We start from the raw sequence: 14,594 nt of genomic DNA on the forward strand, positions 1-14,594 counted from the left end.
CTCCTTCCGCTTTAAAAGAAAAGGGTCATACCGACAGGAAGCCGGCAATGACCTGTTCGTCGATGGCCGCGCGTTCGGCCTCGTGCACCAGCGCACCTTTCTCCATCACCAGCACCCGGTCCGCCACGTCGAGCACAAAACTGAGCACCTGCTCGGAGACAATGATGGACAGGCCGTGCTCATCCCGGATGCGACGCAGCGTGCGCGCGAGTTCGTGGATGATGGACGGCTGGATGCCTTCGGTGGGTTCGTCCAGCAACAGCACTTTCGGCTTGCCGGCCAGGGCGCGGGCGATCGCCAGTTGCTGTTGCTGGCCACCGGAGAGGTTGCCGCCGCGCCGGCTGCGCATGTCCCTGAGCACCGGAAACAACTCATACAGGTGCTCGGGAATGCGTTTCTCGCCGCTGGCGGACAGACCGGTCTCGATGTTTTCGCGCACCGTCATGGTGGAAAAGATCATCCGCCCCTGCGGCACAAAGCCGATACCGGCGCGCACGCGCTGGTAACTCTGCAACGGCGCCAGGTCTTGCCCGCCAAGCCGGATACTGCCGGCACTGGACGGGTGCATGCCGACCAGCGATTTCATCAGCGTGGTCTTGCCCATGCCGTTGCGGCCCACAATGGCAACAATCTCGTTCTCGCCAATGCGCATGTTCAGGTCGTTGATGATGCGGCTTTCGCCATAACTCACGCACAGCCCGGAGATATCAAGCATGAGCGGCCTCCTCGCGGCTCTCACGGTGGCCGAGATAGACCTCCACCACGCGCGGGTCATTCTTCACATGCTCCAGCGAGCCCTCCGCCAGCATCCTGCCCTGGTGCATCACGGTGACGCGGTGGGCAATGTCCTCGACGAACTGCATGTCATGCTCGATCACGATCACCGAACGTTGCCGGGTAATGGTGCGCAACAGCTCGGCAGTCTGCCGCCGCTCCGCCACCGACATGCCCGCCACCGGCTCGTCCAGCATCAGCAGCTCCGGGTCCTGGATCAGCAACATGCCGATCTCCAGCCACTGTTTCTGGCCATGGCTGAGCAGGCCCGCAGGCTGGTCCAGATGATCGGAAAGAAACACCGTGGCGGCGGTTTCATGCACGGCATCCAGCACGGCCTTGTCGCGACGGAACAGCAGCGCACCGAAAACAGAGCGGCCTCGCGGGTAGGAAATCTCCAGGTTCTCGAATACCGTCAGGTCCTCAAACACCGACGGATTCTGGAACTTGCGCCCGACACCGGCGTGCACGATGGCGTGCTCGCTCATGCGCGTCAGTTCCCGCCCGCGAAACTTGATCGAGCCGTCGGTGGCGCGCGTCTTGCCGCAGATCAGGTCCAGCACCGTGGTCTTGCCGGCACCATTCGGGCCGATGATCACGCGGATTTCCTGCGGGTCGACATAGAACGACAGGTCATCCACTGCCTTGAAACCGTCGAACGACACCGTCAGCCCTTCCACCGCCAGAATAAAATCCTGTGCATTGCTCATGAGATTTTCTCCTGTGCGGGGGTAACGGCCGCACCACGGCTGCGCGCACTCGCCCAGCCCCTGGCCAGCAGCGGTTCCAGATAACGGCTGTACAGGCCGGCCAGACCATTCGGGAATGCCAGCACTACAGCGATAAACAGCGCGCCCATGGCGTACAGCCACAGCTCCGGGAAGGATTCCGAGAAACTGGTCTTGGCCAGGTTGACGATCAGCGCGCCATACACGGCACCCAGCAGCGACAGCCGTCCGCCGACGGCGCAGAAGATCACCATCTCGATGGACGGCACGATGCCGACAAACGACGGCGACATGAAACCGACCTGGAGCGTGAACATCGCGCCGCCAATGGCCGAAAAGACACCGGCCAGGCAGAACACAAAAATCTTGAAACCGGACACGTCATAGCCGGAAAACCGCACACGGTCTTCCCGGTCACGCATGGCCACCAGGATGCGGCCAAACTTGCTGCGCAGGATCAGTTGCGCCAGCACCAGGCACAGCAACAGCAGGAACACACACAGGAAGTACAGGATCTGTTTGGCGTCGTCCGTGCGGATATCCCAGCCCAGCAGTGTGCGCAGGTCCGTCATGCCGTTGGCGCCGCCGGTATAGCCCTGCTGGCCGATGATCAGGATGGTGAGAATGGTGGCGATGGCCTGGGTGATGATCGCGAAGTACACACCACCGACACGGCGCTTGAACATCGCAAAACCGATCACAAAGGCGAACAGCGCCGGCACCACCAGCACCGCCACAATGGTGAACGTCAGGCTGTGGAACGGCTCCCAGAACCACGGCAGTTCGGTGACCTGGTTCCAGTCCATGAAATCCGGAATGCCCGGCGTGGTCTGGCGCGCGGTGCTGGCCATGTCCGACGCTTCCAGTTTCAGGAACATCGCCATGCAGTAGCCGCCCAGGCCGAAGAACACGCCCTGGCCCAGGCTGAGCACGCCACCGTAGCCCCAGCACAGCACCAGCCCCAGGGCGACGAACGCGAAGGTCAGGTATTTGCCGGTCAGGTTCAGGCGGAAGGCATCCAGCGCCAGCGGCAGGACCACCACCAGCAGTACCGCCAGCAGCAGGAAATAGAGCACCTCGCGGCCGGAGAACAGATTACGCAATGCAGTCATCACACGGCTCCCCCGCTCAATGCCTGATACGGCTGGCAAACAGCCCCTGCGGCCGCACCATCAGGATGCCGACCACGACCAGCAGCGTGTACACCTTGGCCATCGACCCGCTGAGGAAAAATTCCATGGTCGATTGCGCCTGCGAAATGGTGAACGCGGAGGCAATGGTGCCCAGCAGGCTCTGTGCACCGCCGAACACCACCACCAGGAAGGTGTCGACAATGTAGAGCTGGCCCGCCGTCGGCCCGGTGGAACCGATCATGGTGAAGGCGCTGCCGGCGATGCCGGCGATGCCGCAGCCGAGCGCAAAGGTGACGCGGTCCACCTGCTGTGTGTTGATGCCCACGGCGCCCGCCATCGGCCGGTTCTGCACCACCGCGCGCACTTTGCGTCCCCAGGAGGAGCGGTACATCAGCAGGTACACACCAAGCGCGGTCAGCAGTGAAATGCCCATTACGAACAGGCCGTTGATCGGCACTTCGATCATGTCGGTGATCGCGTAGGAGCCCATCATCCAGTCCGGCATGCGCACGCCCACTTCCCGCGCACCGAAAATCGAGCGGTAGGCCTGTTGCAGGATCAGGCTCAGGCCCCAGGTGGCCAGCAGCGTGTCCAGCGGCCGCTTGTACAGGTGCCGGATCAGCAACCATTCCACCGCCCCGCCCAGCAACGCCGAGGCGACAAAGGCAAGCAGGATGGCCACCGGAAAATACACCGCGAACAACCCCGGCAGATGGCTACTGAAAAACCCGGACGTCAGCCAGGTCACGTAGGCACCCAGAATCATGAATTCGCCATGGGCCATGTTGATCACGCCCATCTGGCCGAAGATGATGGCCAGCCCCAGAGCCATCAGTACGAATACGGAAAACAGCGATAACCCGGCGAAACCCTGCATCGCAAAAATCGATGTCAGTTCTGCGGCGGAATAGTCTGCAAACATCGGCCTGCTCCCAACAACTGCGATCCCGCTGGTGGCCGCGCGCGGCCACCAGCCCCGAGTGTGTGCGTTACATGTCCGGGAACGGGTCCGGCTCCATCAGTTCGTCGGTTTCGAACACCACTTCGTACTGACCGTTGTCCATGGCGCGGCCGACGCGGGTTTTCGACCAGAGGTGATGGTTTTCATGAATGCGGACATACCCTTCCGGTGCCGTGGTCAGCTCAATGCCCGGTGACGCTTCGCGAATCTTGTCGATATCGAACGAACCGGCTTTTTCGACAGCGGCTTTCCACAGCCAGGGACCAAGGTAGGCGGCCTGGGTGACGTCGCCGATCACGATGTCATCGCCCCAGCGCTCCTTGAAGGCTTCCACGAAGGCCTCGTTGTTCGGGTTGTCCAGGCTCTGGAAATATTTCATCGCCGCGTAGGCACCTTCGATGTTCTGGCCACCAATGCCGAGGATTTCGTCCTCGGTCACGGAGATGGTGAGCAGCAGCGGGCTTTCCCGGGTCAGGTCAAACCCGGCCGCCTGCAACTGGCGGTAGAAGGCCACGTTGGAGCCGCCCACCACGATGGCGTAGATCACGTCCGGTTTTTTCAGGCGAATGCGGTTGATGACGGAGTTGAACTGGGTGTGACCGAGCGGATAGTAATCCTCGCCCACCACTTCCAGGCCCAGGCTCTCGATGTGCGCGCGGGCGATCTTGTTCGAGGTACGCGGCCAGATATAGTCCGAACCGAGCAGGTAGAAGCTCTTGGCACCCTTCTCGCGCACCACCCAGTCGATGCCGGCGATGATCTGCTGGGTCGCTTCCTGGCCGGTGTAGATCACGTTCGGCGACTGCTCCAGCCCTTCATAGAAGGTCGGGTAGTACAGCATGCCGTTGTACTGTTCGAAGATCGGCAGCACTGCCTTGCGCGAGGCCGAGGTCCAGCAGCCGAACACGGCCGCCACCTTGTCGTTGATCAGCAGCTTGCGGGATTTCTCGGCAAAGGTCGGCCAGTCGCTGGCGCCGTCTTCCTGGACGTATTCGATCTGCCGGCCAAGCACCCCCCCGGCGGCGTTGATCTGCTCGATGGCGAGCTTCTCTGCCTGCACCGACCCGGTTTCGCTGATCGCCATGGTGCCGGTGATGGAATGCAGGATGCCCACTTTTACCGTGGTGTCGGTGACGGCAAGCCCGGTGGTGTTGACCTCGGAGGTCGGTGGCACGGCAGCCTGGCTCAGTGTGCTGGCCAGCGCCAGGGCCGGTATTGCCAGCCAGCGCCCCCAACGACGCGGCGTGTTGTGCGTGATGCTCATCTCGTTTCCCTCATACATGCGGTGGCCGATCCCCGGCATCTGCTCCGGGATACTCGAGGGTCAGTATCCGGGCACCCGCCCCGCCACCCCATTCGGGAAACACACCAGAGAACTACGTCATTTGACGCATACCCGCCCCGCCAGCCCGCGACTAGCCTGCCTTGGGGGAAATGCCGGCACGAAAACTGCTTAAGGAACCTGCACACTCGAACGCAGATCGCGCCATGCAGCACCAGGACCATCCAGACCGAACGGACCGGCATCACACGGGGTCAGCCACCATGTCAGCCCAGCAGCGCATCATGCGGGTGCGGCGCAACTACAATAAGTGGGTCGCCAACCAGACCCTGGAAGACTATGCGCTGCGCTTTACCGCCAAACAGGCCCGGCGCTGGTCCGCCGCGCGCGTGTCGCAGACCGCGCTGGGCGCGATCTCGTTCCTGGCGCTGGAGGCTATCGGTGCCGCCATCACCCTGAGCTATGGCTTTACCAACGCCATGGCCGCCACCGTCACGGTGTGCGCCCTGATTTTCATGCTCGCGCTGCCGATCAGTTACTACGCCGCACGCTTCGGTGTCGACGTGGACCTGCTTACCCGTGGCGCCGGCTTCGGTTACCTCGGCTCCACCATCACCTCACTCATCTACGCCTCCTTCACCTTTATCTTTTTCGCGCTGGAAGCGGCCATCATGGCCATGGCGCTGCAGATACTGTTCGGCCTGCCGGTGTCGATCGGTTATCTGGTCAGCTCGCTGATGGTGATTCCACTGGTGACACACGGCATCACCTTTATCAGCCGTTTTCAGGTGTGGACGCAGCCGCTGTGGCTGCTGCTGCAACTGGTGCCGTTCGTGTTCATTCTGTTTCAGAAGCCGGAAAGTGTGGCGCAGTGGACCGGCTTCCCCGGCCACGGTGACGGCCAGTTCAATATCCTGTTGTTCGGCGCCGCCTGCGCGGTGCTGTTTGCCCTGGTGGGGCAGATTGGCGAGCAGGTCGATTTCCTGCGTTTTCTGCCGGAGCAGACACCGGGCAAGCGGCTGCGCTGGTGGGGTGCCCTGCTGGCCGGCGGCCCCGGCTGGGCCGTGGTCGGTGGGCTGAAAATCGCTGCCGGTTCGTTTCTTGCCGTGCTGGCGCTGCACTACGGGCTGACGCCCGCCGACGCCGCCGACCCGACGCACATGTACATCGTCGCGTTCAACCACCTGCACCTGAACCCGACCGCCAGCCTGGCGCTGGCCGGCATTTTCGTGATCCTCTGCCAGCTCAAGATCAATGTCACCAATGCCTACGCCGGCTCCATCGCCTGGTCGAATTTTTTCTCGCGGCTGACGCACAGCCACCCCGGCCGTGTGGTGTGGCTGGTGTTCAATGTGCTGATCGCACTGCTGCTGATGGAGATCGGCATCTATCTGGTGTTCGAGGATATTCTCGGCACCTATGCGCTGGTGGCGGTGGCCTGGATCGGCGCCCTGGTGGGCGATCTGGTGGTCAACAAACCGCTCGGCCTGTCACCCAGACATATCGAGTTTCGCCGCGCGCACCTGTACGACATCAACCCGGTCGGCGTTGGCGCCATGCTGCTGGCATCGCTGACCGGCATGCTCAGCAGCGGCGGCCTGTTCGGCCAACTGGCCCAGGCGCTGGCGCCCTTTATTGCCCTGCTGACGGCCTTCCTGGCAGCGCCCGCCATCGCGCTGCTCACCCGTGGCCGCTACTACATCGCCCGGCAACCGGCCAGCATCCCGTTGCGCGCCGGCTGCTGCATCTGCGAACACACCTTTGACCGCGAAGACATGGCGTTCTGCCCGGCCTATAACGGCCATATCTGTTCACTGTGCTGTTCACTGGATGCGCGCTGCAACGACAGCTGCAAGACCGGCTCGCGCGCGCAGGAACAGATCGTGGCGCTGCTGTCGCGCTGGCTGCCGGAACGCGGCGTGGCCATGCTGCGTTCACGCATGGGGCATTTTATCGGGTTGCTGGTGCTGATCACGGCACTGATCGCGGTGATTCTGACGTTGATCTACTACCAGTTACCGAACACCGATGCGCAGGTGCTGGCGCTGATGGCCGCCACGCTGGCCAAGGTGTTCGCCGTGCTGTTGATCATCAGTGGCGTGATCGCCTGGCTGTTCGTGCTCGCACACGAGAGCCGCGTGGTGGCACAGGAAGAATCCCGCCGGCAGACGGCGATGCTGATGGATGAAATCGCCGCACACGAAAAAACCGACCGCGCGCTGCAAAAGGCCAAGGAACAGGCTGAAGCGGCCAACCAGGCCAAGAGCCGCTACCTCACCGGCCTCAGCCATGAACTGCGCTCGCCACTGAATGCCGCGTTCGGTTATGCGCAATTACTGGAGCACGATCCCGCCGTGCCGGCGCACCTGCATGACGCCGTGGCAGCGATCCGCCGCTCCACCAGCCACCTCGCCGACCTGATCGAGGGGCTGCTGGAAATTTCCAAGATCGAAGCCGGCCGGCTGGAACTGGACCGCAATCAGGTGCGCATTCACGCGCTGATCGACGAACTGGTCAGCATGTTCCGGCTGCAGGCCAGCGAAAAAGGCATCGGCTTCCGTTTTGTCTGCACCACCCCCGTGCCGGAGCTGGTCACCGCTGACGAAAAACGGCTGCGGCAGATCCTGATCAATCTGCTCAGCAATGCGATCAAGTTCACCCGCCAGGGCGAAGTCGCGCTGCACTTCCGCTATCGCAACCAGGTGGCGGAATTCACCATCCGCGACACCGGCGTCGGTATCGCGCCGGAAGATATCGAGCGCATCTTTCTGCCGTTCGAGCGCGTGCGCAAGGCCGGCACGCCAGCCACCCACGGCACAGGCCTGGGCCTGACCATCACCCGGCTGCTGACCGAGATCATGGGCGGCGACCTGAACGTGCAGAGCACGCCCGGCCACGGCAGCGAATTCCGGCTGTCGCTGATGCTCTCCAGCCTGCCCTACCGCGCCAGCCCGACCCTGGCCCTCGCCCCGGTGGGCTATCACGGTGCACCGCGCACGTTGCTGGTGATTGACGACGACCCGACCCATCGTGGCCTGATCAGCGATATGCTGACGCCACTCGGCTTCAATATCCTGGAGGCGCCGGACGGCCCCACCGGCCTTGCCATGGCGCTGCAGAGCCAGCCACATCTGGTGTTGCTGGACATCGCCATGCCCGGCATGGACGGCTGGCAGGTGGCGGCCGCGCTGCGCGAAGGGAGTTACCGTGGCCCGGTGATCATGGTGTCCGCGAACGCCGGTGGCCATGCCCTGCCCGGCAGCCAGAGCGCCCACGACGATTATCTGGTGAAGCCGTACCGGCTCAGCGCCCTGCGCACCCTGCTCGACCGGCACCTGACCCTGAACTGGCGCTACGACGACACGCCCACGCCACCGCCACGCCTCGACAGCACCCCCTTGCCCGCGCCAGTCCGTGATGAACTGGTGGCGCTGGCCGAGATCGGCCATCTGGCCGCGCTGCGCCAGGCTCTGGCACGGCACACGGCGCTGATCCCCGCGCCCCTCTCGCAGGCCCTGGCCGACGCCCTCGGGCGCTGTGATTTCGCCCGTATCATCCAGCTACTGGAGCAGCCCCATGACACCGCCTCTGTCTGATCATCCCGTGGCCCGCCGGGACGTGGTGCTGGTGGTGGATGATTCCCCCGACACCCTGGGCATGATCCACCACGCGCTGGACAACGCCGGCCTGACCGCCCTGCTGGCACTGGAAGGCCGGCAGGCGCTGTCGATCGCCGACAAAATGGTGCCGGACATCATCCTGATGGATGCCGTGATGCCTGAGATGGACGGCTTTGAAACCTGCCGCCAGCTGAAACAGCAACCGGCGCTGCACCCGATCCCGGTGATCTTCATGACCGGCCTGTCGGACACCGACGATATCCTGCGCGGCTTCGACGCCGGCGGCGTCGATTACCTGACCAAGCCGGTGCATCCGGACGAGCTGGTAGCGCGTATCCGCGTGCATCTGGCCAACGCACGCCTGACCCAGAGCGCCCGTACCGCGCTGGACCGTGCCGGCCAACTGATGTTCGCCACCGACAGTCACGGCACGTTGCGCTGGGCCACGCCGCAGGCCGAACAATTGCTGCATGCCCAGCCGTTCGATCCCGGCTTTATGGCCCAGAGCCTGCGGCACTGGCTGAGCGAACCGCCGGAACGCGGCCAGCAACGCGCCCTCGGCGATGCCGGCCTGCGGCTGCGTTTTCTGGGCACACCGGCGCCGGGCGAATACCTGTTCCGGCTGTTGCAGCGTGACGGCGAGGCCGAGCTGGCGCTGCTGCGCGAAGCCCTGCACCTGACGCAGCGCGAGGCGCAGGTGCTGTTGTGGATCGCCCAGGGCAAGACCAACCGCGAAATCGGCGAGATCCTGTCGCTCAGCCCGCGCACCGTGAACAAGCACCTGGAGCAGATCTTCCGCAAGCTGGGCGTGGAGAACCGGACCTCGGCGGCGGCCATGGCGATCAGTCACCTGACGCAGACGTGAAGGGGTCGGACGTCTGACGTCGGACGTCTGACGCTTAAAACCCCGCTTCTCACCCTCTGATTTTGCGTCCGACGTCCGACGTCAGACGTCAGACCCTGTATTCCCCCGCCCCAGACCATTATCATGGCGCCCTTTCCAGCTAGCCCAGGGAAGCCGCATGGCCCGCAAGAACGCTTTTTACGCCCAGTCCGGTGGTGTCACCGCCGTCATCAACGCCTCCGCCGCCGGTGTCATCGAAGCCGCCCGCGACAGCAAAGTGATCGGCAAGGTCTACGCCGGCCGCAACGGCATCATCGGCGCCCTGACCGAAGACCTGATCGACACCAGCAAGGAATCGAAAGCCGCCATCGCCGCGCTCAGGCACACCCCCGGCGGTGCTTTCGGGTCCTGCCGCTACAAGCTGAAAAACCTGGAAACCAACCGCCGCGAGTACGAGCGTCTGATCGAGGTATTCCGCGCACACGACATCGGCTACTTCTTCTATAACGGTGGCGGCGACTCCGCCGACACCTGCCTGAAAGTCTCGCAGCTGGCCGAGACCATGGGCTACCCGATCCAGGCGATCCACGTACCGAAAACCGTCGACAACGACCTGCCGATCACCGACTGCTCGCCAGGCTTCGGCTCCGTGGCGAAATACACCGCCGTGTCGATCCGCGAAGCGGCGCTGGACGTGATGTCCATGTGCGCCACCTCGACCAAGGTATTCGTGATGGAAGTGATGGGCCGTCACGCCGGCTGGATCGCAGCGGCGGCTGGCCTGGCGCAGGAACAGGAAGGCGACGCACCACACATCATCGTGTTCCCGGAAATCGCCTTTGACCAGGCGAAGTTCCTGAAAAAAGTACAGCAGGCGGTGAAGAAGTACGGCTACTGTGTGATCGCCGTCTCCGAAGGCGCACGCTATAAAGACGGCACCTTCCTCGCCGACGCCGGCAGCACCGATGCGTTCGGCCACAAACAGCTCGGTGGCGTGGCACCGGTGCTGGCGCAACTGGTGAAAAACGAGTTGGGCCATAAATACCACTGGGCCGTGCCGGACTATCTGCAACGCTCTGGCCGTCACCTGGCATCTGCCACCGACCTGGAGCAGGCGTATGCCGTCGGTCGCGCTGCGGTCACCTTTGCGGAACAGGGCAAGAATGCCGTGATGCCCGCCATCGTGCGTGGCAAAGGCAAAAAGTATGCCTGGAGCATCGGCGAAGCCCCGCTGGCCGATGTTGCCAACGTGGAAAAGAAAATGCCGCGCAATTTCATCAGCAAGGACGGCTTCGGCATTACCGATGAAGCCCGCGCCTACCTGCTGCCGCTGATCCAGGGTGAAGCCGAGATGCCGTTCAAGAACGGCATGCCGGTACACGCGCGCCTGAAGCTGGCGCCGGTCACGAAAAAGCTCAAAGGGAAATTCAGCATTTAAGCACAGGGCGGGCGTGCATAGACGACGCCCACTCTATTCCCCCATCAGTTCCAGGAAATCCCTGAACACCCGGTCGGCATCGTCACCAAAATGCGAATGCCGGCCGGTGTCATAAAACCACGCCTGCATCCCGGCGCGCCGTGCCGCTTCGATGTCGTAACGGAAATCCCCGACGTACACCAGTGCCTCACAGGGCAGGTTCCACTGCCGTGCAATACGCAACAGGCCGTCCGGGTCCGGCTTCGGCCGGCAATCTTCGCGCGTGAGCACCACATCCACGTCGATGCCCAGGCGGGAGAGGGTCAATGCGGTAGGCACGCGTGCGTTGCGCGTCAGGATGCCGGTGGGCAGGCCCTGTCTGCGCAGGGCCGCGAGCCAGTCGTCCGCTCCCGGTATCCAGGAGGCCGCCCGGGCGCCGGCCATTTCGTGCTCGTGAATGATGCGATGCACGCGCGCCGCCTCGTCCTCCACCAGCCCCTCGGCGTATTCGATCAGGCCAAGACCGTCCGGGCAGCCGGTGGCGGCACGGATGGCGGCAAAATCCAGTTGCGAATCCACCAGCGTGCCATCGAGGTCGAAGATCACCCCGCGCAGTGACACGGCTTATGCCTCCACCGGGCCACGCGGTTTCTTGCGCGGGGTGGCAAAGCCGCCCTGGGTATCCGGTGCAGGCTTTTTCACCGCGGCTTTTTTCGCAGGGGTTTTCTTTGCGCCGGCTTTTTTCGCTTCGGTTTTCTTCTTCAGCTTTTTCTTTTTGCTGCCGGCAGCCTTGCCAGAGGATTTCAGTTTTTTCGGGCCATTGAAATGCCCCGGATGTTCAGCCACCAGCCGCTGGCTGATATTCAGCCGCAGGTAGCGGCTGATGCTCGACATCAGGTTCCACTCGTGCGCCGCCACCAGTGTGATGGCCAGGCCGTCGTGGCCGATACGCCCGGTGCGCCCGGCGCGGTGCAGGTATTCATCACCACTGCGCGGCACATCGAAATTGATCACCAGTTCCAGCCCGGATATGTCCAGGCCGCGCGCCGCCACGTCGGTGGCCACCAGCACCTGGATATCGCCGTTGCGCAGCTTGTCCAGCGTCTGCTTGCGGACCTTGTGGTCTTTTTCGCCATGCAGCACGTACACCTTGTCCAGATGGGTGCGCAACACACCACCGAGCCGGTCGGCCTGTTCGCGGGTATTGGTGAAGATAATGGTTTTTTCGAACGTCTCGTTGTCGAGCAGCCAGCGCAGCACGCGCTCCTTGTGCCCGACATCGTCGACAGTGATCAACTGGTGGCGAATGTTGGCGTGTTCATCGCGCACGGTGTTGATCACCAGTTCGCGCGGCTCGCGCAGCACGGCGGCCACCACCTGGGCCATTGCCTGGCCACCCGGCGTGGCGGAGAACAGCAGCGTTTGCCGTTTGGGATTACAGATTTCGGCCAGGCGCAGTACATCGTCCTTGAAGCCCATGTCGAGCATGCGGTCGGCTTCGTCCAGCACCAGCATGGTCAGGTCGCTGAAATCGAGATTGCCGGCTTCCAGGTGTTCCAGCAGCCGGCCCGGCGTGCCGATCAGGATGTCCGGGTTCTTGCGCATGCGCGCGGCCTGCACCTTGAAGTCCTCGCCGCCGGTGATCAGTTCCGCCTTGATGTAGGTGAAGCCGATCAGTTGCTCGACGTGCTTGAGCGTCTGCCGGGCCAGTTCGCGGGTCGGCAGCAGGATCAGCGCACGGGTGCCGGCACGATGGTCCGGGTGCTCGATCAGGTAATGCAGCATCGGCAGCAGGAACGCCGCCGTCTTGCCGCTGCCGGTCTGGGCGGTGACACGCAGGTCGTGGCCGGCCAGCGCCTCGGGAATGGCGGCCGCCTGGACCGGGGTCGGCTCGGTGAAGCCGAGTTCGGCCAGCGCCTTCAGCAGGCGTTCATGCAGGGGAAGTTCGGCAAACACGCAGTGGGTGTCCTCATCATGACAATGCGCGCAGTGTACCCGCTTGGCGCAGGCATATGTATCAGACTGGCGTCAAAGGCCAGAATAGCGGGATCAGGATCACGCAGCTCAGCCACACAATCAGGTTCAGCGGGATGCCCAGGCGGGCAAAGTCGGTGAACCGGTAGTTGCCGGCACTGTAGACCAGAGTGTTGGTCTGGTAGCCGATCGGCGTGGCGAAGCTGGCACTGGCGGCGAACATCACGCCCACCACGAATGGCCGCGGGTCCACGCCCAGGTGCTGGGCGACGCCGATGACAATGGGGGTGAACAGCACCGCCACCGCATTGTTGCTGATCAGCTCGGTGGCAATGGAAACAATCAGGATGGTCAGCGCGAGCATGGCCCAGGGGCTCCAGCCCTCACCCAGCGTCACCAGCGCCGAGGCCAGCATCGCCGCCAGGCCGGATTCGCGCATGGCAATGCTGATCGCCAGCATGCCGAAGATCAGGATGATGATCGGCCATTCGATGGTCTTGTAGGTTTCGTCCGGGCGCACACAGCCGGTTGCCACCACCACCGCCGCGCCGATGATCGCCAGCCCCTCGATGGGCATCACGTTCAGCGCCGCCAGCAGCATCACGCCGGCAATGGTGGCCAGCGCGATCGGCGCCTTGTGCTGGCGGTTGGTCGGGGCCTTGCCGTCGGTAATCGCGAACAGGTCGCCGTTGTCGCAGAAGCGCTTGATCTGCGACCGGGTGCCTTCCACCAGCAGCACGTCGCCGAACTGCAGTTGAAAGTCATCGACGATGTCCTGGATCGAGGCGTCCTTGCGGTGCACCGCCACCAGGTGAATGCCGTAGCGGGCCAGCAGATCCAGGTCGCGGATGGGGCGCTGCACATAGCGTGACGACGAGCCGACAATGGCCTCGACGATCACCACGTCCTGGCGGCGCAGGGTTTCCAGGTCCTGGCTGTCATCGGCCCTGGCGGCCTGCAGGCCGACCAGATCGGTACTGCGCAGGTCGACCATGTCGCTGGAGCGGCTGTGCACCACCAGCTTGTCGCCCACTTCCAGCCGCATGCCCGGCTTCGGTGCGGAGAACTCTTCGTCATTGCGGAACAGCTTCAGCACCGACACGGTGCCGTTGGTCAGCCGCGCCTCGTGTAACGTGCGGCCGGCCAGCCGCGAGCCCTGCGGCACGAACAGCTCGGTCATGAAGGTGCGGTCGCCGCTGCCGGTGAACTGCTGGGTCAGGGTTTCCCGTATCGGCAGGAAACGCGGCGCGGCGAAGTACATGAACACGCAGCCGACCAGCGCGATCAGCATGGCCGGGGCGGAAATCTCGAACATGCTGAACGGCGCCAGCCCCATGTCCCGGGCCACGCCATCCACCAGGATGTTGGTGGAGGTGCCAACCATGGTGATGATGCCGCCGAGGATGGTGGCGTAGGACAGCGGGATCAGCAGCCGTGACGGCGCGATGCGGTAGCGGGCGGCCATCGAGATCACCGCCGGCATCAGCACCATCACCACCGGGGTGTTGTTGATGAAGGGCGACACCAGCAGCCCGGCCAGCAGCAGGCCCACCAGCAGGCGGCGCTCCCGGCCACCGGACGCCTGGCCGATCCAGTCACCGAGGCGGTCCACACAGCCGGTCTTTTCCAGCGCGGCGCTGATCACGAACAGGCAGGCGATGGTCACCGGGGCGCTGTTGCTGAATACGCTGAGCACCTGCGAGCTGTCCAGCAGGCCGAGCACCAGCAGCGCCGCCACCGCCAGCATCACGGCCACATCCGGCTTGAACCATTCGCGCACAAAGGCCGCAAACAGGGCAATCAGGATCAGGCCCACGACCAGGGGCTGGAAGGATTCGGCGATCAAGTGTCTGGCTCCCTG

At 63.7% G+C, this 14,594-nt stretch carries 11 protein-coding genes; 3 read left to right on the forward strand and 8 right to left on the reverse strand.

Going from position 1 to position 14,594, the window contains the following annotated elements; genetic code table 11:
• Positions 1-25: 25 nt before the first annotated feature.
• From urtE to urtA, 5 genes are all read right to left on the reverse strand, one after another.
• Complete coding sequence (gene urtE / locus S7S_RS13925; protein WP_008734079.1) at positions 26-715, reverse strand: urea ABC transporter ATP-binding subunit UrtE; 690 nt, start codon at positions 713-715, stop codon at positions 26-28.
• Positions 708-1,484, reverse strand: coding sequence for an urea ABC transporter ATP-binding protein UrtD (urtD, locus tag S7S_RS13930; RefSeq protein ID WP_008734077.1), 777 nt, complete (start codon positions 1,482-1,484; stop codon positions 708-710). The genes urtE and urtD overlap by 8 nt, the downstream gene beginning before the upstream one ends.
• The gene (urtC, locus tag S7S_RS13935; RefSeq protein WP_008734075.1) at positions 1,481-2,614 is read right to left on the reverse strand and encodes an urea ABC transporter permease subunit UrtC; all 1,134 of its coding nucleotides are present in this window, start codon (positions 2,612-2,614) and stop codon (positions 1,481-1,483) included. Before urtC ends, urtD begins: the two co-directional genes overlap by 4 nt.
• A gap of 16 nt (positions 2,615-2,630) precedes the next feature.
• On the reverse strand, positions 2,631-3,557 hold the full coding sequence (gene urtB / locus S7S_RS13940) for an urea ABC transporter permease subunit UrtB (RefSeq protein ID WP_008734073.1): 927 nt from the start codon (positions 3,555-3,557) through the stop codon (positions 2,631-2,633).
• 67 nt (positions 3,558-3,624) lie between these two features.
• A complete protein-coding gene (urtA, locus tag S7S_RS13945; protein WP_052269348.1) occupies positions 3,625-4,860 on the reverse strand; it encodes an urea ABC transporter substrate-binding protein in 1,236 nt (411 codons plus the stop codon).
• 281 nt (positions 4,861-5,141) lie between these two features.
• On the opposite strand from urtA, the gene S7S_RS13950 reads away from it, so the two are divergent.
• The 3 genes from S7S_RS13950 (at position 5,142) to S7S_RS13960 (ending at position 10,780) form a co-directional block, all read left to right on the forward strand.
• On the forward strand, positions 5,142-8,474 hold the full coding sequence (locus S7S_RS13950) for a hybrid sensor histidine kinase/response regulator (RefSeq protein ID WP_008734069.1): 3,333 nt from the start codon (positions 5,142-5,144) through the stop codon (positions 8,472-8,474).
• Positions 8,455-9,363 (forward strand): response regulator transcription factor, encoded by a 909-nt coding sequence (locus S7S_RS13955; RefSeq protein WP_008734066.1) that lies wholly within the window; start codon positions 8,455-8,457, stop codon positions 9,361-9,363. Before S7S_RS13950 ends, S7S_RS13955 begins: the two co-directional genes overlap by 20 nt.
• Positions 9,364-9,520: 157 nt before the next feature.
• Positions 9,521-10,780, forward strand: a complete 1,260-nt coding sequence (locus S7S_RS13960; protein WP_008734065.1) for a 6-phosphofructokinase — start codon at positions 9,521-9,523, stop codon at positions 10,778-10,780.
• Positions 10,781-10,813: 33 nt separating this feature from the next.
• On the opposite strand, the gene S7S_RS13965 is transcribed toward S7S_RS13960, so the two are convergent.
• The 3 genes from S7S_RS13965 to S7S_RS13975 form a co-directional block, all read right to left on the reverse strand.
• Complete coding sequence (locus S7S_RS13965; RefSeq protein WP_008734064.1) at positions 10,814-11,380, reverse strand: HAD family hydrolase; 567 nt, start codon at positions 11,378-11,380, stop codon at positions 10,814-10,816.
• A gap of 3 nt (positions 11,381-11,383) precedes the next feature.
• The gene (locus tag S7S_RS13970) at positions 11,384-12,715 is read right to left on the reverse strand and encodes a DEAD/DEAH box helicase (protein WP_008734063.1); all 1,332 of its coding nucleotides are present in this window, start codon (positions 12,713-12,715) and stop codon (positions 11,384-11,386) included.
• 61 nt (positions 12,716-12,776) lie between these two features.
• Positions 12,777-14,579 (reverse strand): SLC13 family permease, encoded by a 1,803-nt coding sequence (locus S7S_RS13975; RefSeq protein WP_008734061.1) that lies wholly within the window; start codon positions 14,577-14,579, stop codon positions 12,777-12,779.
• Positions 14,580-14,594 lie beyond the last annotated feature (15 nt).

It is taken from the genome of Isoalcanivorax pacificus W11-5, from assembly GCF_000299335.2.
Taxonomy (GTDB): Bacteria; Pseudomonadota; Gammaproteobacteria; order Pseudomonadales; family Alcanivoracaceae; genus Isoalcanivorax; species Isoalcanivorax pacificus.

What these genes read in the sequence shown, in the direction of transcription:
- urtE (WP_008734079.1), bottom strand. Translation starts at nt 715, where the DNA reads ATGCTTGATATCTCCGGGCTGTGCGTGAGTTATGGCGAAAGCCGCATC.
- urtD (WP_008734077.1), bottom strand. Translation starts at nt 1,484, where the DNA reads ATGAGCAATGCACAGGATTTTATTCTGGCGGTGGAAGGGCTGACGGTG.
- urtC (WP_008734075.1), bottom strand. Translation starts at nt 2,614, where the DNA reads ATGACTGCATTGCGTAATCTGTTCTCCGGCCGCGAGGTGCTCTATTTC.
- urtB (WP_008734073.1), bottom strand. Translation starts at nt 3,557, where the DNA reads ATGTTTGCAGACTATTCCGCCGCAGAACTGACATCGATTTTTGCGATG.
- urtA (WP_052269348.1), bottom strand. Translation starts at nt 4,860, where the DNA reads ATGAGCATCACGCACAACACGCCGCGTCGTTGGGGGCGCTGGCTGGCA.
- S7S_RS13950 (WP_008734069.1), top strand. Translation starts at nt 5,142, where the DNA reads ATGTCAGCCCAGCAGCGCATCATGCGGGTGCGGCGCAACTACAATAAG.
- S7S_RS13955 (WP_008734066.1), top strand. Translation starts at nt 8,455, where the DNA reads ATGACACCGCCTCTGTCTGATCATCCCGTGGCCCGCCGGGACGTGGTG.
- S7S_RS13960 (WP_008734065.1), top strand. Translation starts at nt 9,521, where the DNA reads ATGGCCCGCAAGAACGCTTTTTACGCCCAGTCCGGTGGTGTCACCGCC.